Source organism: Amycolatopsis japonica (assembly GCF_000732925.1).
In the GTDB taxonomy this organism is placed as follows: Bacteria; Actinomycetota; Actinomycetes; order Mycobacteriales; family Pseudonocardiaceae; genus Amycolatopsis; species Amycolatopsis japonica.
Genome location: NZ_CP008953.1, coordinates 922120 through 941815, shown reverse-complemented (window position 1 = coordinate 941815; position 19696 = coordinate 922120). Strand labels below are relative to the sequence as shown.

General features: G+C 70.0%; 20 protein-coding genes. 10 read left to right on the top strand and 10 right to left on the bottom strand.

Features of this window, described 5'->3' with window-relative positions:
• Positions 1-2: 2 nt before the first annotated feature.
• From AJAP_RS04745 to AJAP_RS04735, 3 genes are read right to left on the bottom strand one after another with little or no spacing between them, the layout of a single operon-like run.
• Positions 3-1178, bottom strand: coding sequence for a DUF6357 family protein (locus AJAP_RS04745; RefSeq protein ID WP_038508484.1), 1176 nt, complete (start codon positions 1176-1178; stop codon positions 3-5).
• Entirely contained in the window at positions 1175-1642 is a 468-nt protein-coding gene (locus tag AJAP_RS04740) for a DUF6357 family protein (protein ID WP_038522391.1), read from the bottom strand. Before AJAP_RS04740 ends, AJAP_RS04745 begins: the two co-directional genes overlap by 4 nt.
• On the bottom strand, positions 1639-2049 hold the full coding sequence (locus AJAP_RS04735) for a hypothetical protein (RefSeq protein WP_038508481.1): 411 nt from the start codon (positions 2047-2049) through the stop codon (positions 1639-1641). Before AJAP_RS04735 ends, AJAP_RS04740 begins: the two co-directional genes overlap by 4 nt.
• Positions 2050-2091: 42 nt before the next feature.
• Here AJAP_RS04735 and AJAP_RS04730 point away from each other — a divergent pair, with 42 nt between their 5' ends.
• On the top strand, positions 2092-2460 hold the full coding sequence (locus AJAP_RS04730; RefSeq protein WP_038508477.1) for a hypothetical protein: 369 nt from the start codon (positions 2092-2094) through the stop codon (positions 2458-2460).
• Position 2461: 1 nt separating this feature from the next.
• Here AJAP_RS04730 and AJAP_RS04725 read toward each other — a convergent pair whose 3' ends face one another.
• The 4 genes from AJAP_RS04725 to ychF form a co-directional block, all read right to left on the bottom strand.
• The gene (locus AJAP_RS04725; protein ID WP_038508474.1) at positions 2462-2788 is read right to left on the bottom strand and encodes a hypothetical protein; all 327 of its coding nucleotides are present in this window, start codon (positions 2786-2788) and stop codon (positions 2462-2464) included.
• Positions 2789-2884: 96 nt separating this feature from the next.
• Positions 2885-3595 (bottom strand): hypothetical protein, encoded by a 711-nt coding sequence (locus AJAP_RS04720; protein ID WP_063777839.1) that lies wholly within the window; start codon positions 3593-3595, stop codon positions 2885-2887.
• A gap of 31 nt (positions 3596-3626) precedes the next feature.
• Positions 3627-4670: a transcriptional regulator gene (locus tag AJAP_RS44030; protein WP_158509783.1), complete on the bottom strand. Its 1044-nt coding sequence runs from the start codon at positions 4668-4670 to the stop codon at positions 3627-3629.
• 226 nt (positions 4671-4896) lie between these two features.
• Positions 4897-5979, bottom strand: coding sequence for a redox-regulated ATPase YchF (gene ychF, locus AJAP_RS04710; protein ID WP_038508468.1), 1083 nt, complete (start codon positions 5977-5979; stop codon positions 4897-4899).
• A 105-nt stretch (positions 5980-6084) separates the two neighbouring features.
• Between ychF and AJAP_RS04705 the strand changes: the two genes are divergently transcribed.
• Both AJAP_RS04705 and AJAP_RS04700 read left to right on the top strand, forming a co-directional pair.
• Entirely contained in the window at positions 6085-7530 is a 1446-nt protein-coding gene (locus tag AJAP_RS04705; RefSeq protein ID WP_038522385.1) for a DNA-3-methyladenine glycosylase 2 family protein, read from the top strand.
• Positions 7531-7540: 10 nt separating this feature from the next.
• Positions 7541-8041, top strand: coding sequence for a methylated-DNA--[protein]-cysteine S-methyltransferase (locus AJAP_RS04700; protein WP_038508466.1), 501 nt, complete (start codon positions 7541-7543; stop codon positions 8039-8041).
• Between the two features lie 84 nt (positions 8042-8125).
• Here AJAP_RS04700 and AJAP_RS04695 read toward each other — a convergent pair whose 3' ends face one another.
• Positions 8126-11077, bottom strand: a complete 2952-nt coding sequence (locus AJAP_RS04695) for an AAA family ATPase (RefSeq protein WP_038508463.1) — start codon at positions 11075-11077, stop codon at positions 8126-8128.
• Complete coding sequence (locus AJAP_RS04690) at positions 11074-12225, bottom strand: exonuclease SbcCD subunit D (RefSeq protein WP_038508460.1); 1152 nt, start codon at positions 12223-12225, stop codon at positions 11074-11076. Before AJAP_RS04690 ends, AJAP_RS04695 begins: the two co-directional genes overlap by 4 nt.
• A 179-nt stretch (positions 12226-12404) precedes the next feature.
• Between AJAP_RS04690 and rmuC the strand changes: the two genes are divergently transcribed.
• On the top strand, positions 12405-13319 hold the full coding sequence (rmuC, locus tag AJAP_RS04685; RefSeq protein ID WP_016337155.1) for a DNA recombination protein RmuC: 915 nt from the start codon (positions 12405-12407) through the stop codon (positions 13317-13319).
• Between the two features lie 538 nt (positions 13320-13857).
• Entirely contained in the window at positions 13858-14745 is an 888-nt protein-coding gene (locus AJAP_RS04680; protein ID WP_016337156.1) for a DUF6542 domain-containing protein, read from the top strand.
• Positions 14746-14835: 90 nt separating this feature from the next.
• Here the strand turns inward: AJAP_RS04680 and AJAP_RS04675 are convergent, their stop codons facing one another.
• A complete protein-coding gene (locus AJAP_RS04675; RefSeq protein ID WP_037340897.1) occupies positions 14836-15849 on the bottom strand; it encodes a 4-hydroxy-3-methylbut-2-enyl diphosphate reductase in 1014 nt (337 codons plus the stop codon).
• 151 nt (positions 15850-16000) lie between these two features.
• On the opposite strand from AJAP_RS04675, the gene AJAP_RS04670 reads away from it, so the two are divergent.
• The 5 genes from AJAP_RS04670 to glpX all read left to right on the top strand — a co-directional run bounded on the left by AJAP_RS04670 (position 16001) and on the right by glpX (position 19687).
• On the top strand, positions 16001-16657 hold the full coding sequence (locus tag AJAP_RS04670) for a lipid droplet-associated protein (RefSeq protein WP_038508455.1): 657 nt from the start codon (positions 16001-16003) through the stop codon (positions 16655-16657).
• On the top strand, positions 16654-17916 hold the full coding sequence (gene xseA / locus AJAP_RS04665; RefSeq protein WP_038508452.1) for an exodeoxyribonuclease VII large subunit: 1263 nt from the start codon (positions 16654-16656) through the stop codon (positions 17914-17916). The genes AJAP_RS04670 and xseA overlap by 4 nt, the downstream gene beginning before the upstream one ends.
• The gene (locus tag AJAP_RS04660) at positions 17913-18314 is read left to right on the top strand and encodes a hypothetical protein (protein ID WP_038508451.1); all 402 of its coding nucleotides are present in this window, start codon (positions 17913-17915) and stop codon (positions 18312-18314) included. The genes xseA and AJAP_RS04660 overlap by 4 nt, the downstream gene beginning before the upstream one ends.
• Positions 18311-18532: an exodeoxyribonuclease VII small subunit gene (locus AJAP_RS04655; protein WP_037340891.1), complete on the top strand. Its 222-nt coding sequence runs from the start codon at positions 18311-18313 to the stop codon at positions 18530-18532. Before AJAP_RS04660 ends, AJAP_RS04655 begins: the two co-directional genes overlap by 4 nt.
• Before the next feature lie 84 nt (positions 18533-18616).
• Positions 18617-19687 carry a class II fructose-bisphosphatase gene (gene glpX / locus AJAP_RS04650; RefSeq protein ID WP_037340889.1) on the top strand — a complete coding sequence of 357 codons (1071 nt, stop codon included), beginning with the start codon at positions 18617-18619 and terminating at the stop codon, positions 19685-19687.
• The last annotated feature ends 9 nt before the right edge of the window (positions 19688-19696 follow it).

The following is a 19696-nucleotide window of genomic DNA, read 5'->3' as shown; positions in this document are numbered from 1 at the left end:
GGTCACGACCAATGCTCGAGCTCGGCGTCGATACGGGGGTCGGTGCGGACCCACACTTCACCGGTGGGGGCTCCGGGCGGGGCGTCGACGCGCTCGAGTCCGAGTGTCCGAACCAAGGCCAGGAGCTCGTCCCGCGCCTCGCCCGCGTCCTCGACCGTGTCGCCGTCGAAGAGGACGTAGTGCACGTCCCAGCGATCGTTGTACCCGGAATCGGCCCAGATCTTGCAGAAGCGATCCACCGTCTCCTGGTCGAACGGCGCGGGCTGCTCCCGAGGGGCCGCGGCGAACCCCTTCTCGATGTCCTCGTCGCTCCACCACGCCACTTCCTCCGCGACCGCGGCGGGGGTGAAGTCCTCCAACGAGAGGAGACCTTCGAGCAGCCAGCCGACCCCGGTCTCCCTGACGTCCAGTTGCGCCTCCTGCAGCCGGGACACCAGTCCTTCCGACATGGCGCAGGGTCCCGAGAAGGTGAAGACGCCGCCGGCGACCACCAGGCCGCCGACCTCGAGCGTCGTTTCCGTCTCGGGCGCGTCCTTCACCATGGCGAGGAGGTCCGCCGGCACGCCGTCGTACAGGGCGGCCTGTGCCTGCGGGTCTTCGTAGAAATTGAGTGCGCTGGCGTGATCGAAGGTCGTCACCAGGCCGCGCCCGTCGGCGGTGAACCAGGCGTTGACCGTGTCACCGCCGCCGTTACCGAAGCCGAAGTGCGTGACCCCGTCGACCGTCGTCGGCTCGTGTCCGTCGATGACGGTCAGGATCTCGAGACGACGGCGCAGCTCGCGCGGATGGGTCCGTCGCAGCACGGACCCGTCGAATTCGAAGCGGAGCCTCGCCCGGCTGAGGGCAGCGACGTCCGGCAACCACGGCCCACTGCGGTCGAGCGCGGCCGAACCGCCGCGGACGAAGTTCGCCACCTGGCTCCGGTAGTCGCCGCCATTGGTGACGAGGCGATACTCGACCCGCGAATCCTGCGCGCCCTTGATCCGGCAGATAGTGCCGGCGTCGTACATGAGCAGCAGCGCCTCTTCGTTCTCCTCGTCCTCGATGCAGAACGTGGCGTTGTCGTCGGCACGGTGCCGGTCGACGAACTCCCGGAACGCGTCGGGCGCGGATCGCGCATCGCCCGGCACCCACTTCTGCTCGTTTTCCTTGTCGTCGCTGAAGGTCAGTGGCCTCATCGGGCGCGCCCACGGTTCGCGTCGTACTCGCGGACGAGCGACCAATCGGCCCGCTCCGTCGCGGAACCCAACGCGGCGAAGAGCCGTCCGCGCCCGAGCAGTTCGACGTCCGCGCCCTGGGCGACGAGCCGTCGTACGTCCCAGCGGATGTCCTGGAAGAACGACTCCACTTCGGCGGGCGCCCCGAGAAGGATCGGGTCCAGCAAGGCGACCGCCGCGCGTTCGTCGAGCGGCCCCCGGATCCCGGCGGCCGCGCAGAGCGGCAGGATCGCGCTCCACAGCAGCAGATGCCGGACCAGATCGCTGCGGATCACCGCCAAATGGGCTTCCGAGATCGGGAGGGTGAACCTGCGGGGATCACGGTTGGCGTCGGCTCCGGCGCCGAGTTCGAGGACGAGCTCGCCGTTCTCGCGGATCACTCGCGGGATCCAACCGTTCTCACGGGAGAAGAGAACCTCGGTCATGACGCCCAGCATCGGGCGACCTGGCCGAGAACGTCGACGATCTCGCGCGACACGACCTCCAGCTGACCGCGGCTGCCGATGATCGGCCGAGGGTAGGGCGGGTCCGGTTCCGGCTCGCCCCGGGAGAGGCGGATGGCGCGCGCCATCGAGTGCAGCATCTCGGGCTCCCCCTGCCGCTCGCCGCTAGCGAGCACCGCCAGGCGGCACTCCTGGGAGTTGAGTCCGCGCCCGAGCTGGACCGTCTGGCTGCACACGACACCGCTGGCGGTCAGCAGGGAGTCTTCGTCGTAGACACCCGTCGCCTCGGCCGCCCAGTCACGCCGGGCGTCGCACCAGCGGTACCAGTTCTCCGCGAGGTCCGTGCGCGCCAGAGCGCGGGCAAGCGGGGAGAGGGCGGGGCTCGTCATGCGGTTCATCCTCGGTCCGTGGCGGCGTGCTCGAATGGCCGCATGAAGAAGACGAAACGGCGGCCGTTGCGGTTCCTCGTGATCGCGCGCACGGCGCCCGGCCACCACCCGCACCCCATGGAAATGGCCGTGCACCCGGCGGGCGCCGCTTCCCGCTTCTCGATCTCAGTGGGCCCGCATCCGGTGAACGCGGGCGGGCAGGTCCCGCTCTCCGCTGTGCTCGACGAGTCGCGGACCGGGCTCAACCCACTGTGGGAGAAAGACTTCGACGCCGCGGAGCTGCACTGGGCGGTTCCGTACCTCGTCCGGCTTCAGGCCGGTGAGGACGTGACGGACGAGATCGTGGCGGCCTACACGGCGAGGCACGGCGAGGCGCCCGCGAGGATGTTTCAGGACCGCTACGGCGTGTGATTCACCCGTCGGACTTCCAGGAGCGTGCGCGAAGAGCCTCGAAGTCGCCGTCGATGAACTCCTTGGCGATCGCGAGCGCCTCGTCGCGGTCGGCGTAGTCGAGGGTGCCGACGACTTCCCCGCCGCGTTCCGCCTGCTGGAAACAGACGGAGCGGCGGGTGAACTCGACGAACCAGTCGTCGCTGTCGTTGATGTCGACGACGACGTGCTCGGCATCGTCGTCGTCATTGAGCGCGTCGAGCAGGGCGCCGAAGGCCTCGACGGAGATGTCGTCTTCGATCTGGACGCCCCAGCGATCGATGAACGAGACGTCGCGATCGGCACTCATGCCCTTGACTCCTTGGAGAATCAGACGTTGAAGCGGAACTCCACCAGATTAACCACTGGAATAACGTCGACAGGCTAAGCACTGACCAAAGCGGGCTCATCGACGGTCGAGCGCCCCGGCGAATAGGTCACTGACCAATCTCAAGTCGTCGATCTCCACATCTCGCCCCTCAGGCAGGGCTCGGATCTTTCGCAACGATTGAGCTTCAAAACGATCGAACCATTGTCGAGCATGAAGGAGTGCGTCGGCGCGTAACTGCGCTTCAGCAGACTCAAGCTGATCTCGCGACACTGGACCGCAAGTACGATCAAGCGTGATGCGTACGACGTCCAGGAGATCCGTTCCTTCTTTGGCGGCGCCGCGGTTCATTATCGACTGCAGCTTCATCGCGATAATGGGACCCGGCTCGGCAACTCGCACTGTGAGAGGCGGGATCCCCTCCGCGCTGAGCAAGAGCGCAGATGCAGTGGACGCCGCCCACGCATGAGATTGGACGTGAAGGCGGTCGGTCGGGTCGTCCGGAAGATCATCGATGTCCGCGTCGGTGACCTCAAGGACGTCGACCTGCACCTCGCCCCACGGGGTACGGACCAAGGCACCGGCCGGCCCGCTCGGCTTCGCGCCGGCCGCCACGAGGAGTTGCAGCTGAGAGTCCTCGTTCACGGCCCGGCGATCAACCGTGTCGAGGTCGGTTGTCACCCGGTACGGCGTCGTCAGGCGGCACATGACGGCAAGACCGCCCACAAGCACTACCGCACGTCCCGTCTGCTCGGCGACAACCGGTATCGCACTGACGATCTGGGTCATCGACCTTCCCGCGAGAACCACGGCCGCCGGGTCACCAGACACGGGTCCCGACCCTCCTGGGGGTCCAGCCGTCGAGGATTTCCTTGCCCCGCCCAGGATCCTGCGCCAGGTCCAGCGCGACGAACAGAGGATTCGCCAAAGGCCGCTCTTCCGCCGCCCACCCTGTGGCGTCTATGCGGCGAGCGCACACCAACGACACCGGGGCGACACGGACACGGCCTGCGCGCGTGACGGCCGTCGCCGCCGCCCCCAGCAGTTGTACAGATCGGCGCAGGGTGGCCTGATCGGGGACGTAGAAGTCGGGCGGATGATCGGCACGGATCGACACAGGTGCGCCGTAGACCGCGGCCGCGACCGTGTCGGCCAGGGCCCAGCCAACGGTCGATTCGATGTCGTCCATGCCCAGCCGGAGCGCAGCGTTGTCCCGTCCCCCCGGCATCGGGATGCTCGCCACGTCGCGGCCGACCGGCTTCCAGTGTTCAGCGAGCTCCCAGAAAAGGGCGGGTACGGCCGGCTTGTTGCCGCCATCCACGAGTTCCGCGCCGCGCAATGCTGCGAAAGCTTCTGAAATCGAGCTCGGCGCACGAGACAACTCGGCAGCGGCCGCACGGACCCCGATCCGCCGAGCGGGGTCGAGGAGCAGCAGTACGGCGAGCTCGATGCCGACCCGGCCGATGATCCCGTGCCGGTCCCCGTCCGGCTTTTCCAGAGTGGGAACGTCCGAGTCCACGAACAGCCCGGGACCGGTCAGCCTCAGGTGGCCACGCAAGTCCAACCAGCCCAAGCCGGCCTGGTTGAGGATGGTTCGCGCGTCCGCCGTGATCCTGTCCGCCACGACGACCTTGCTCCCCTCCGCCTCTTTCATCGACCAACCGCGGAGCAGACCGGGCAAGCTATCGGCCGTGATCAAGGCGACCGTCTTGACCCGAAGTCCGACTTCCCGACCGTCAGGAAGTACGACGACGAGATCCCGACCGTGCACGTCGACATCTTCCAAGCGCACGGTGAGGCCTAGCGAGCCGATCGCATCCGTCAGGGCGTCCAGAGCATTCCGCGCTCGCTGAAGGGGGTCCACGAGCATATGCTCCACTCGGTTCGGCGTTCGGTCAATACCGAACACCGAACAGTCACTCTATGCAGCGACCTCACGCCACATGTTGCGCTGGAGGACAGGCCAGACATTGAAGCGGAATCACATGCTCGGTGGCAGCCGGTCTGTCGTCGATCTCGACCGACCGCGAGAGCACCTCAGCACTCGACTCGAAGAGGTAATCCGATCGCTTGAGAACTGACGTGCCGCCTCAGACGTTGAAGCGGAACTCCACCACGTCGCCGTCCGCCATGACGTAGTCCTTGCCCTCCATGCGCACCTTGCCGGCGGACCGGGCCGCGGCCATCGAGCCGTTCTCGATCAGGTCGTCGAACGAGACGACCTCGGCCTTGATGAAGCCGCGCTCGAAGTCGGTGTGGATGACGCCCGCGGCCTGCGGGGCGGTCGCGCCCTGCGGGATCGTCCAGGCGCGCGACTCCTTGGGGCCGGCGGTCAGGTACGTCTGCAGGCCCAGGGTGTGGAACCCTGCACGCGCGAGCGAGTAGAGACCCGGCTCCTGCTGACCGACGGACTCCAGCAGCTCGCGCACGGACTCCTCGTCGTCCAGTTCGAGCAGCTCGAATTCGACCTTCGCGTCGAGGAAGACCGCGTCCGCGGGGGCGACCATCTTGGCCAGCTCTTCGCGACGGGACTCGTCGGTGAGGATGCCTTCGTCGGCGTTGAAGACGTAGAGGAACGGCTTCGTGGTGAGCAGGCTCAGCTCGCGCAGCGCCTCGAAGTCGACCTCTTTCTGCGCCTGGAACAGGGTCCGGCCACCGTCGAGGATCTCCTTGGCCTTGACCGCGTTGTCGAGGGCGGGCTTGGCTTCCTTCTTGGTCCGCGCCTCCTTCTCGAGCCGGTGCAGCGCCTTGTCGAGCGTCTGCAGGTCGGCGAGGATCAGCTCGGTGTTGATCGTCTCGATGTCGCTCACCGGGTCGATCCGGTCGTCGACGTGGATCACGTCCGGATCGTCGAAAACGCGGACGACCTGGCAGATCGCGTTGGCCTCGCGGATGTTCGCGAGGAACTTGTTGCCGAGGCCTGCCCCCTCGGAGGCACCCTTCACGATGCCCGCGATGTCCACAAAGGACACGACGGCGGGCACGGTCCGCTCGGAGCCGAAGACCTCGGCGAGCTGGTCCAGCCGCGGGTCCGGCAGCGGGACGACGCCGACGTTGGGCTCGATCGTCGCGAACGGGTAGTTCGCCGCGAGCACGTCGTTGCGGGTCAGCGCGTTGAACAGGGTGGACTTGCCGACGTTGGGCAGGCCGACGATGCCGAGGGTGAGACTCACGGGCCAGAAGTCTACGTGCCGCCCGCCGCCCCATCCGCCGAGGCCTTGATCGCCGTGTCGGATTTCCGCCAGCCGCGCCTCCGACCTGGTGGCACGATCGAGGTCATGACCGAGCAGACCCTGGCCGAACGGGCCGTGTGGCGCGACACCGAACGGTGTTACCGCGCCGTCGCCGCCCGTGATTCCCGGTTCGACGGCCAGTTCATCATGGCCGTCGCCACCACCGGGATCTACTGCCGTCCGTCCTGCCCCGCGTCGACGCCGAAGCAGCAGAACGTCCGCTTCTACCCGACGTCGGCGGCCGCGCAGTCGCACGGCTTCCGCGCCTGCCGCCGCTGCCTGCCCGACGCGGTCCCCGGCTCGCCCGACTGGGACATCCGGGCCGACCTCGCCGCACGGGCGATGCGGCTCATCTCGGACGGCACCGTCGAACGCGACGGCGTCCCGGGGCTCGCGCGGCGGCTCGGCTATTCGGAACGCCAGCTCGGACGCGTCCTCACCGCGGAACTCGGCGCCGGTCCGCTGGCGCTGGCCAGGGCGCATCGGGCGCATTCGGCGCGGCTGCTGATCGAGATGTCCGGGCTCCCGCTGACCGACGTCGCGTTCGCGGCCGGGTTCTCCAGCGTCCGCCAGTTCAACGAGACGATCCGAGAGGTCTTCGCGACGACGCCTTCGCAGCTTCGGGCGGCGAGCCTGCGCCGTCGTAAGGCCGAGGAGCTGCCGACCGGCACCCGGCTGAGCCTGCGGCTGCCGTTCCGGAAGCCGTTCGACGCGGCCGGGGTGCTGGACTTCCTGGCCGGTCGGGCCGTCCCCGGCGTCGAGCACGTGACGCGCGACGATTCCGGGGTGACCGGATACGGCCGCACGCTGCGGCTCGCGCACGGCACGGGCGTGGTGTGGCTGACGGCGAAGGACGACCACGTCCGCTGCGACCTGCGGCTCACCGACCTGCGCGACCTGAGCAGCGCGGTGGCCAGGGTGCGGCGGCTGCTCGACCTCGACGCCGATCCCGAGGCGGTCGCGCGGGTGCTCGGCGCCGACCCGGCTCTCGCGCCCCTGGTCGAGGCGATCCCCGGCATCCGGGTGCCCGGCGCAGTCGACGGCGACGAGCTCGTGCTGCGCGCGATGCTCTCCCCCGCCGAGACGGCCGCGCTCGCCGAGAGCCTCGGCGAACGCGTGCCCAGCTGCGACGAGTCACTCGAAGGGCTGACCACGGTGTTCCCGACGGCAGCCCAGGTCGCCGAACACGGCCCGGAACGGGTGGCCGCGGTGGCCCGCGCGCTGGCGGACGAGGTGTCGGTCCACGTCGGCCGCGATCCAGCCGAGTTGCGGGCGGAGCTGCTGGAGCTCCCGGGAATCGGGCCGCAGATCGCGGACTACGTCCTGATGCGCGTGCTCGGCGCGCCGGACGTCCTGCTGACCGGTGACCCGGCGCTGCGCCGTGGAGCGGCGGCGCTGGGCATCCCCGACGACGAAAAGACGCTGGCCGAACGCGGACGGGCCTGGCAGCCCTGGTCCTCGTACGCCGGCATGTACCTACTGCGCGCTTGAAAGGAAAACGATGAGCATCGCGTATTGGTCCACAATGGACACGAAGATCGGCCCGTTCACCGCCGTCGTGGCGGGTGACGGGGCCGTGCTCGCCTCGGGCTGGACCGGCGACGTCGCCGAACTGACACCGCTGATCTCGCCGTCGCTCGCCCCCGGCGAGGTGAAACAGCGACGGGATCTGGGGCCGGTGAGCACCGCGATCCGCCGGTACCACGACGGTGACCTGGACGCCGTCGCCGATATCGAGGTGCGGCAACGGTCCGGCGCTTTCCGGGAGCACGCTTGGGAAATCCTGCGGAAAGTGCCCGCCGGAGAGCCGGTGAGCTACGCGGAATACGCGGCGCTGGCGGGGAATCCGGCGGCGGTGCGGGCGGCCGCGTCGGCGTGCGCGAAGAACGCGGCGGCGTTGTTCGTGCCGTACCACCGGGTGGTGCGGACCGGCGGCGGCGTGGGGAACTTCCGGTGGGGTGTTCCGGCGAAGCAGTGGCTACTGACCCACGAAGCCGCCTGAGCTCGCGTCCCGATGCCATGAAAGGTCCTTTCCTTGCAAATTTTGCAAGGAAAGAGCCTTTCATAGCGCGCGGGAGGGCGGGGGTCAGGCGGCGTGGATCTCCACCGAAGAGCCCGTACGCGCCTTCCGGACGCGTAGCCGCGTCGGGATCCGCTGCCGCAGTTCCTCCACGTGCGACACCAACCCGACCACTCGCCCGCCGGCGCGAAGCTCGTCGAGGATGTTCATGACGATGTCGAGCGTCTCGGCGTCCAGCGTGCCGAAGCCCTCGTCGATGAACAGCGTGTCCAGCAGCGCTCCGCCGGTTTCGGCGGCGACGACGTCGGCGAGCCCCAGGGCCAGCGAGAGCGACGCGAGGAAGGACTCGCCGCCTGACAGCGTCTTCGCGGGCCGGATGGTGCCGGAGTAGTCGTCGAGCACGTCGAGTCCGAGGCCGCCGCGGGTGCCCCGTGCCCCGGCCGCGTCGGAGTGCACGAAGGAGTAGCGGCCCTGGCTCATCGTCCGCAGACGCGCGGTCGCCGCGACCGCGACCTCCTCCAGCCGCGCGGCCAGTACATACGAGCGCAACGACATCTTCCGCGCGTTCTGGCCGCGCCCGTTGACCACCTCGGCCAGTGCCTTCAGTTCCAGGTACCGCTCTTCGACCGGCGCCAGATCCGCCATCAAGGACGTCATCCGCTCGGCCAGTTTCGTCAGGTCGGCGTGCCGCGAGGTGGCCGCGCGCAGTGCCACGAGCGCCTGTTCGGCCTCGCCTCGTGTGTCCTGCGCCGCGTCCGCCGAAGCACCGACGTCGATCTCGTCCTCCGGCGAGATGCCGAACAGGTCGGGTTGCGCGAGTTCCTCGCGGGCGGCCCGCTCCATCACCTTCGCGTCGGCGAGGCTGGCCTCCAGTTTCGTGATCTGCTCGTCCGGCCGCGCGGCGGCGCGCATCTCGTCGAGATCGGCGAATCCCTTGGCCCGCAACGCTTCCTTGACCAGTTTCGCTTGCTCGTCACGCCGCTCACAGGCACCCGCGACACTTAGCCGCGCTTCGGCGAGCGCGTCGAGGCGGGTCGCGAAGCCGAGCAGATGCCGTCGCCGGGCTGCGACGTCGGCGAACTCGCCGCGTGCGCTCTCCAACCGCCGCTCGCGTTCGGTCAGCCGCTCCGTCAGACCGCGTACCTCGGTCGCGATCTCGACCGCACGACGCTCGGCCGCGCCGCGCTGTTCGGTCAGCTGCTCGATCTTCCGTTCCAGGGCAACGACCTGTGTCTCGAGCGCAGGCCGTCGGCGAGCGGCTTCCGACAGCGCGGCGACCAGAGCGCGCGCCTCGCCGAGCTCGGCCCGCAAGGTCTCCGCGGTGTGCGCACCCAACCGCCCGATCAGGACGGTCAGGCGGTTTTCGGCCTCCTGCAACGCGGCTTTCGCCTTCTCGCGCCGCATATGCGCCTGCTGTTCCGCGGTTTCGGCGTGCCGTTCGTCCTCGGGATCGACCAGGCCACCGGTATGCGTCGCGGGCGACGGGTGGTCCGTCGCCCCGCAGACCGGGCAGTCCTCTCCGGCGTGGAGACCGGCGGCGAGTTCGGCCGCCATCCCTTCGAGCCGCCGCTCCCGCAGGTCCAGCCGGTGCTGCCGGGCCTGCTGATGGCCGTCCACGGCCTCGCTGACCGCCACCCGCGCCCGCTCGACGACCTGCCGTGTCTTCGGCACCTCGTCGGCGTCGCGGGCTAGCGCGGTCAGCTCGTCGACACGAGCGCGAGCGCCGTCGAGCTTCGCTTCGGCTTCGGCGGCAGCGGCCAGTTCGGCACGCAAAGCCGTGACCTTCTCCGGCGCGGCACCCAGTTCGGCGGCGAACTCCTCGGCCTGCTTCTCCGCCTTGTCCGCGACCGCGGTCAGCTGCTCGCGCCGAGCCAGATCCCGTTGCTGCTGCTCGCTTTCCGCCACGAGTTCGGCGAGCGCGCCCGCCTCTTCCCGTAAACCGCCCGCCCGAGCGCGCAGCTCCGCTGCGGAACTGTCCGCCGCGTCAGGAACCTCCTGGGCACGGAGAGCCTCGGCGGCTTCGGCCTCCGCGAGCTGGTCCAGCCTGCGTTCGAGGAGATCGGCCTCGGCGACCACCCCGGCCGCGCGATGGGCCGCCTCGACCTCTTCCGCCCACTCCGCCCGCTGGTCAGCCTGCTCGGCGATCACCGACAACCGCGTGTACGCGGTGCGCACGCGGCGGATCCGTTCGGCGGTCGACCGGTTCTCCTGCCAAACGGCCTCTGCCTTCTTGGCCGCCGCCCGGGCCTTCGTGTCACGTTCCTGGGCCTCGCCGACGCGGCGCGCCGATTCGGCCAGCACTTCGCCGACCCACTCGGCCTGCCCCTCTTCGGGCGCTTCCTGCCCCGCGACCTGCGCGAACCGGGCGCCCCATTCCCGCAGCGACTGCTGCCGGGCCTGCAACTCGCGGCCGCGTTCGGCACGCAGGTTCGCGAACCAGTCCTCGACGTCGGAGAAGCGCTCGGTGCCGAACAGGCGCTCCAGCAGCTCCTCGCGCTCGGCGGTGTTCGCGCGCAGGAACCGCGCGAATTCGCCCTGCGGCAGCAGGACCACCTGGAAGAACTGCTCGTGCGTCATGCCGATGAGGCGTTCGACCGTGCGCGCGACCTCGTCGATCCGCGTGATGCCCTCGGCGACGTGGCCGGCGGGCACCGTGCCGACCCAGCTGAGCACCGCCTTCGCCTGCTGGACGGTCATCCCCTCGCCCCGGCGCTTGGGCCGCTGGTACTCGGGGTTGCGCGCGATCCGCATCCGCTGGCCCTGCACGGTCAGTTCGAGGACGACCTCGGTGACCTGATCCGGCTCGGCGAGGTCGCAGCGCAGCCGTTTGACCTCGCCGCGAGCGCCGGGAACGGTGCCGAACAAGGCGAACGCGATCGCGTCGAGCAGCGTCGTCTTCCCCGCGCCGGTGTCACCGTGCAGCAGGAACAGCCCGTCCGCGCCGAGCGCGTCGAAGTCCACCACCTCGCGGCCCGCGTACGGACCGAAAGCCGCGACCTCCAACCGGTGCAGTCTCATACTTCGCGCTCCCTGCCCGCCGCGCCCAGCGCCGCCAGCACCAGCCGCTCCTCGCTCTCCGACGGCGCGGAGCCACGGCAGTCCTCCAGGAAACTGCGGGTGATCTCGACGTCGGACCGCCCGCGGACGGCTTCGGCGTACTTCAGCGCGGCCCCGTCGTGCCCGCCCTCCGGCTGCCAGTCCATGTGCACCGCGTACGGGAACCGCTCACGCAGTTTGCGCATCGCGTCGATCGGGCGGACCCGATCCGTGACCGTGAAAGAGAGGAAATGTTCGGTGAGGCCGTCGTGCTCCGGATCCGAAAGCAGCTCCGCCAGCTCGCCGCGCAGCATCGCGAGATGCCTCGGCACCGGCAGTTCGTGGCGCCGGACCTCGGCCAGCCCGTCGGCGCCGAGTTCCACCAGCCAGACCGATTTCCGTTGGCGTGTCTCGGAAAACGAGTACGCCAGCGGGCTGCCGGAATAGCGCAGGTGCTCGGCGAGGGTCTGCGGGCCGTGCAGGTGGCCGAGTGCGACGTAATCGACGCCGTCGAACACCGAACCCGGCACCTGCTCGACGCCGCCGACCGCGATGGTCCGCTCGGATTCGGTCGGCTCGCCGCCGGTGACGAAGGCGTGCGCGAGCACCACCGACCGCGTCCCGGACGGCCGCCCGGCGAGATCCTCCCGGATCCGCCGCATCGCTTCGGTGAGAACGCCGGTGTGGCCGCGGGCCTCGGGGACACCGAGGGCGTGCCGCGCGGGCTCCGGTTCCAGATACGGGATGCCGTAGAGGGCGACCTCGCCGTGTTCGTCGGGCAGCAGCACCGGCTCGGCGAGCCCGTCGATCGTGGCGCGCAGATGCAGCCCGCCCGCCGCGGCGAATTCGGCGAACGCGCCCAGCCGCGGCGCGGAGTCGTGATTGCCCGGGGTCATCACCAGTTTCGCCCCGGCCTGCCGGATCCGGCCCAGCGCCGTGGTGGCCACGCGGACGGCCTCCGCCGAAGGCACCGCACGGTCGTAGATGTCGCCGGACACGAGCACGACGTCGACCGACTCGGCGACCACGAGATCGGCGAGATGACCCAGCACGGCTTCCTGTTCGGCGAGCAGATCGGCGCCGTGGAAGGTGCGGCCGATATGCCAGTCGGAGGTGTGCAGGAGCTTCACGCAGCCCAAGGTAGGGCCGCGCACCGGCCGAGCAGCGGAGGCGCGCCCTTGGCGGCACCGCGCTTTCCGACACGCCGGGGACGACGCAGGTCAGATACGGAGCGCGACCGCGCCGCTCCGGTTTTGTCGGTGGGTTCCGCCATGATGTCCTCCGACTCGGATCCGGAGGGGAGGTACCGGTGGCGACGGTGATCACCACCGCGGCCGTCGTGCTCGCGTTGCTGCTGCTCGCGGCCGTCGCGCTGCTGTGGCGGCTGTACAACGACGGCATGCGGCGGGCGGACGCGGCGGCGAAACAGGTCGCGGCCGAGCGAGCGAAGGCGGATCAGCAGCAGCTCGCGCTGCGCCGGTACGAGGTCGCGTTCGCCTCGATCAGCGGCCGGGGCGAGTTGGGCGAGCAAGTGCTCCTGGAGACCGCACGCGCGCTCGGGCTCCGCGAGGAGCTGCACTTCACCTTGCAGACGGATCTGGCGGGCGGCGGCGCCGCGAAACCGGACATGGTGCTGCGGGTCGGCGGCGGCCGGACGGTCCCCGTCGACGCGAAGGCGAGCATGGCCTGCTGGGCCGAGGCCGTCGAGACCGACGACCCCGAAGAACGGCTGGACGCGCTGCGCGTCCACGTCCGGCAGCTGCGGTCACGGGCGGCCGAGCTCGCGGGCAAGGGCTACCAGCGCTGGGCCGACGCGATCTACGGGACGATCATGTTCGTCCCGTCCGACGCGGCCGTCGTGGCCGCACTGGACACCGACCCGGAACTGCTGCGCTGGATGCTGGACCGGCGGGTCTTCCTGTGCGGGCCGACGGGATTCGCCGTGCTGGCCTCCGCCGCGCTGTTCGCCGCCACCGAACGGGCACTGGTCGAGGACGTCGAGCAGGTACGAGCGGGCGCCGCGGCCGCGCACCGGGCAGCCGGCAACGCGGTCGACGCGCTGAACCTGTCGAGCACCCACCTGCAGCGTTTCATCTCGGCGCGGCGTCGGGAGCTGGAGGCGCTCGAGAGCTTCCGGAGCACGGTCTCGCCGCTGACGGACGCCGCGGGCAGCCCGGCGCCGGTGCCGCTGATCAGGAAAGCGGACGAACTCCCCGCGTCGTGAGTGGCGGAGTGGAGGTCGGTCCAGGTCCGGTCCGTGAGGGGCTCCTGAGGGGCTCGGGACGTTGAACGTCCTGGCTCCTCCACGTTTGGATTCGTTGATGAAGGATTTGGGACAGTGAACGTCCCAAATCCTTCACCGACAACGCTCGACCCGCTCTTGCATGGCGCCACACAGGCCCCATGAAGACCAGCAGTCACAGCGGCTGCGAGTGAAGGGCCCCTTCCCTCGGCTCAGCCGAGGAACTCGACCTTCACACCTTCCCCAAGTACATGAAGGCCCCCTTCCCTGCGCCTAGGTACATGAAGGGGGCCTTCATGTACCGCAGCGCTCGGCGCACCGACCGCACCCGCCTCACCAGCGGTTTCCGGAATCGCAAGCTCCGTTTCACCCCGGTGGACAACCTTGCCGCCCGCTTACTCGTAGTACTTCCGGTAAGTGCCCGGACGGTCCGTCCGGGTGGTCCGGAATGACCACTACCAGGCGATAGACACACCGCCTGTTGGCGGTATGCCCGCAGCTTGGATATACGGTGGAGCCTGTGACCGCGATTCGCGATCGCCAGAGCGATCCTGATGCCGACGACGTCCCCGTTGCCTGGGACGAGCGTCCGCTCGTCGGCGCCAGGCGCGGGCTGCCCTGGTGGGCGGCCGTCCTGGTGGGCTTCGGGCTCGCCATCCTTGGCGCCTTCGTCGACATGATGATGCAGAAGGACCTGGGGCTGCTGTTCAAGGCCTGCTACGCGCTCGGCGCGGTGGCCGCGGTGGTGGCCGTCCAGCGCCGCGGGCTGTTCGGCCCGATGGTGCAGCCGCCCCTGGTCCTCGCCGTGACCGTCCCGGGAGTGATCCTCCTGACCTCGGACGGCAGCAAGGGCACGGACCTTCTTTCGAGAGCCTTCGACGTCGGCACGCCGCTGATCAACGGCTTCCCGACGATGGCCATCACCACCGGCGTCACCTTGGCGATCGGCATCTTCCGGATCTACCGCGAACGCGATCCCGAGGCACCGGTGAAGGTCAAGCCGGGCACCAAACCGGAACGTCGCGACGAGGCCAAGCCCGCCGCCCGTCCCGCCGCGGCCGCCGCGCCGGGCCGTGGCCGTCCGGCGTCCCGGACCGGTCAGACCCCGCCCCCGCCTTCCCGCCGCGGTGCTCCCCGGGACGCCGCGCCGCGAGACGGTGCCCCGCCCCGTCGCCGTCCGGTCGACGACGAGCGCCGCCCCCGCCGCGACGCCGAACCCGGCGCCCGCAAACCACCGCCGCCGGGACGGCAGCCCCGGCGGCCGCGCCCGGAAGACGGCGAACCTCGTCGCCGCGATCCCCGTGGCGAAAGCGCCCCCGGTGCCCCGCGCCGACGCCCGCCGCGTGCGGACGACCCGCGCCGTGGAGGGCAGCCGCCCCGCCGCCGGCCGTGGGACGACGAGCGGTGAAGCAAGGGACCTTTGCTACCACTTGAGCCGCTGACCAGCAGAAAGGGCCGTCCGAGGACTTCCTCGGACGGCCCTTTCTCGTAGGGAACGTCAGGCCTTCGCGGCCTTGCGCAGCTCGTGCGGAAGCGCGAACGCGATCTTCTCGTTCGCGGTGGTGACCTCGTCGACGCTGTCCCAGCCACGCTCGGCCAGCCACGCCAGCAGGTCCATCACCAGCACGTCCGGCACGGAAGCGCCGCTGGTGACACCGACGGTCTCGACGCCTTCGAGCCAGGCTTCATCGACCTCGTGCGCGAAGTCGACCAGGTGCGACGCGCGCGCCCCCGCCTTCAGCGCGACCTCGACCAGCCGCTTCGAGTTGGAAGAGTTCGTCGAGCCGACCACCAGCACCAGGTCACACTCGGCGGCCATGGCCTTGACCGCGACCTGGCGGTTCGTGGTGGCGTAGCAGATGTCGTCGCTGGGCGGGTCGGCCAAGCCGGGGAACTTGTCCCGCAGCTGATCCACGCGCTCCATGGTCTCGTCCACCGAAAGGGTGGTCTGCGACAGCCAGATGACCTTCGACGGGTCGCGGACCTGGACCTTGTCGACGTCCTCGGCGGTGTCGACGAGCTGCACCTTGTCGGGGGCCTCGCCGGCGGTGCCTTCGACCTCTTCGTGGCCTTCGTGGCCGATCAGCAGGATGTCGTAGTCGTCCTTCGCGAACCGGTTGACTTCCTTGTGCACCTTGGTCACGAGCGGGCAGGTCGCGTCGATGGTCCGCAGGTTGCGCTCGGCCGCCTCGGCGTGCACCGCGGGCGAGACGCCGTGCGCGGAGAACACCACCAGTTCGCCCTCGGGCACCTCGGAGGTCTCGTCGACGAAGATCACCCCGCGTTCGCGCAGGGTCTCCACGACGTGCCGGTTGTGCACGATCTCCTTGCGCACGTACACGGGTGCGCCGTAGAGCTCGAGTGCCTTTTCGACGGCGATGACCGCGCGGTCGACACCCGCGCAGTAGCCGCGAGGCTTGGCGAGCAGGACACGTTTGCCACCTGCCGGCACACCGGACTCGGTGATCGTCGGACTGCCGGCGGGCGTGATTCCGGGACTCGCAGAACTCATGCCCCCAGGGTACGGGCTGCCCCGGGGGCTCCTCGCACTCACGTTCAGGTGACCAGCGAACCCCTCCAAAGTATGTGCGGGGAGTCACGTCCTGTGAGCCGACACACCCGTTCGGTTGGGCAGGATGGGCCGAATACGGCAGGCTAGACGCATGAAGCCTCTCCCGCTCCCCCTCCGGGTCGCCGCGGGCCTCGCCGTCACCACCGCCGAGCGGGTTCGCGAACTTCCCAAGCAGCTCACCGGGCTCCCCGTCACGGTGGTCAGCCAGGTGCTCCAGTTCTCCATGCGCGTCCAGCAGCACGTCACCGAGCTCGCCATCAAGGGCGACGACGCGCTGTCGGGCCTTCGCCCGGTCGAGGACACGCCCAGCTGGGCGACCTTCGACGAAGACCTCCCGCCGGACCTGGGTGAACGCCGGTACGAACGCGACTCGTGCGTCATCCCGCTGAGGGAGGACGCCGAGGTTCCCGAGCCGCGTGCCGAGACCAACGGCCACCTCCACGACCTCGAAGCGCTCACCGAAGACCCGTGGGCCGAGGAGGAGCGCGCGCTCGCCGAGGAGCACCCCGACGGCGAGTTCGACAGCGCGAGCGCGCCCGTGACCTCCGGTCCGGCCGGGCTCGACGACTACGACACGCTCACCTTGCCGCAGCTGCGCGCCCGTCTGCGCCGGTTCGACCTCGCTCAGCTGGAAGAGCTGCTGACCTACGAGAAGGCGAACGCCGACAGGGCGTCGTTCGTCGGCATGCTCGCGCGGCGCATCGGGAACGTGAAGAAGGCCGACGGCGACGGCGCGGAAGGCCAGTGAGCGCCGAACCCACCTCAGCGGCCGGTCCGTCCACCACCGCCGAAAACCCGTGGCCGGTCCGCACGGTCGCCCGCAAGGTCGGCGAGTGGATCAACCGCCTCGGCGCGGTCTGGGTCGAGGGCCAGGTCACGCAGATCTCGGCCCGCCAGGGCACCAACACCGCGTTCCTGACCCTGCGCGACCCGTCCGCCGACGTCTCGATGTCGGTGACCTGCCCGATGGGTCTGCTGCGCACGATCGAACCGCCGCTGCGCGAGGGCGCGAGCGTCGTGGTGCACGCGAAACCGACGTTCTTCATGAACCGCGGTTCACTGAGCCTGCGCGCCAACGAGATCCGCGCCGTCGGCATCGGCGAGCTACTCGCGCGGATCGAGCGGCTGCGACGGCTGCTGGCCGCCGAGGGCCTGTTCGCGCCGGAGCGCAAACGCAAGATCCCGTTCCTGCCCAAGGGAATCGGCCTGATCACCGGACGCGCCTCCGCCGCCGAACGCGACGTGCTGGTGAACGCGCAGGCCCGCTGGCCGCATGTCGCGTTCAAGGTGATCAACACCGCCGTCCAGGGTTCGCTCGCCGTCCCGCAGATCCTCCAGGCACTGTCCAAATTGGACCGTGACCCGGACGTCGACGTCATCGTGATCGCGCGCGGCGGCGGCAGCGTGGAAGACCTGTTGCCGTTCTCCGACGAAGCGCTGTGCCGCGCCGTGTCCGCGGCCGGGACCCCGGTGGTCAGCGCCATCGGGCACGAGCCGGACACCCCCCTGCTCGACCACGTCGCCGACCTCCGCTGCTCGACGCCGACCGACGCCAGCAAGCGGATCGTGCCCGACGTGCGCGAGGAGACCCAGCGCGTCCACCAGATGCGCGATCGCGGCCGCCGCGCCCTGCACGGCTGGGTGGACACCCAGGTCAGGCTGCTGAACCAGATGCGCAGCCGCCCCGTGCTCGCCGATCCGCTCGGCCCGATCCAGCGGCGCTCCGACGACGTGGAGATCCACCGCGAACGCGGTCGCCGCGCGATGCTCACGCTGCTCGCGAAGGACCAGGCCGAGATCGCCAGCGCCCGCGCGCGGCTGACCGCGCTCGGCCCGGCGGCGACCCTCGAACGCGGCTACGCCGTGGTGCAGTACACCGATTCCGAAGGCAACCTCCAGGTACTCCGGTCCGTCTCCGAGGTCGTGGACGGCGCGAAACTGCGCGTCCGCGTGGTCGACGGCGCGCTCGGCGCCGTCGTCTCAGGAGAGCCGGAGGAGGGGCGTTGACGGCTAGTTTCCTGCCTTTGACCATCGACGCCGCGAGACGGGCCGACGCCCCCGAGGTCCTGCGCAACGCGCTGCTGACCGACCGCGCGGCCGCCGAGTGCTGGACCGTACTGCTGGCCGGATGCGACTTCGCCATCAAACGGGGTCTCGACGCCCAGCTGCGCAAACTCTCCGAAGCGACGGCCGAGCACGTCGGCACCCGATGGTGGTTCGCGGACGGTTCCGTGCACCGCAAACGGGTCGCGCGGGCGCAGGAGAACCTCGTCGCCGCGATCGCGGAGGGTGACGGCCAGGAGTTCGCTCTCGCCTTCGTGGGTTACGACAACGCCATGGCCGGCGCGGTAGTGTGCGCGGGTATCGGCAAGCACCGACGTCCGGTAGAAGGAAGCACAGCGTGAGCGAGACCGCCGAACTCGGCTACGAGCAGGCCCGCGACAAGCTGGTCGAGGTCGTCCGCGAACTCGAAGCGGGCGGGCTGTCCCTGGAACAGTCGCTCGCCCTGTGGGAGAAGGGCGAGCAGCTGGCGAAGGTCTGCGAGCACCACCTCGAGGGCGCGCGCGAGCGGATCGAGGCCGCGCTGTCGTCCGTCGAGGACGAGGCCGGCGACGGTCAGTGACGTTCACCATGCTCCTGCGCCACCGAACCACCGTGGGTATCTGAGAGACTGGGACCCCGCCGAGTTCCTGACCCGGGAGGCCGCATGCCCACCCCCACCTCGTCCGCCAGCTCTTCGCGACGTCCTGAAGCCCCCGATCGCAACCTCGCGATGGAACTGGTCCGCGTGACCGAAGCCGCCGCGATGGCCGCGGGCCGCTGGGTGGGCCGCGGGGACAAGATCGGCGGGGACGGTGCCGCCGTGGACGCGATGCGCCAGCTGGTCTCGACCGTGTCGATGCGCGGTGTCGTCGTCATCGGCGAGGGTGAGAAGGACGAAGCCCCGATGCTGTTCAACGGGGAAGAGGTCGGCAACGGCGACGGGCCGGACTGCGACGTCGCGGTCGACCCGGTCGACGGGACGACCCTGATGGCCAAGGGCATGCCGAACGCGCTGGCCGTGCTCGCGGTCGCCGAACGCGGCGCGATGTTCGACCCGTCCGCGGTGTTCTACATGGAGAAGCTCGCCGTCGGCCCGGACGCCGCGGGCAAGGTCGACCTGGCCGCCCCGATCGCGGAGAACATCCGCCGGGTCGCGAAGGCCAAGAACTCCAGCGTCTCCGACGTCACCGTGTGCATCCTCGACCGGCCGCGCCACGAGCAGCTGATCAAGGAGGTCCGTGAGGCGGGCGCCCGGATCCGGTTCATCTCCGACGGCGACGTCGCGGGCGCGATCGCCGCGGCCCGGCCGAGCACCGGTGTCGACATGCTGCTCGGCATCGGCGGCACCCCCGAAGGCATCATCGCGGCCTGCGCGATGAAGTGCCTCGGCGGCGAACTGCAGGGCCGGCTGTGGCCGAAGGACGACGCGGAGCGCGAGAAGGCGCTGGCCGCGGGCCACGACCTCGACCGCGTGCTCGGCAACGACGACCTCGTCCGCGGCGACAACGTGTTCTTCTGCGCCACCGGCGTCACCGACGGCGACCTGCTGCGCGGCGTGCACTACCGCGCGGGCGGCGCCACGACCCAGTCGATCGTGATGCGGTCGAAGTCCGGCACGGTCCGGATGATCGACGGCTACCACCGGCTGACCAAGCTCCGCTCGTACTCGTCCGTCAACTTCGACGGCCACCTCGACGACACTCTGGAAGACGACGTCGTTCCCCCGCTCCCCTAAGGAGAAACC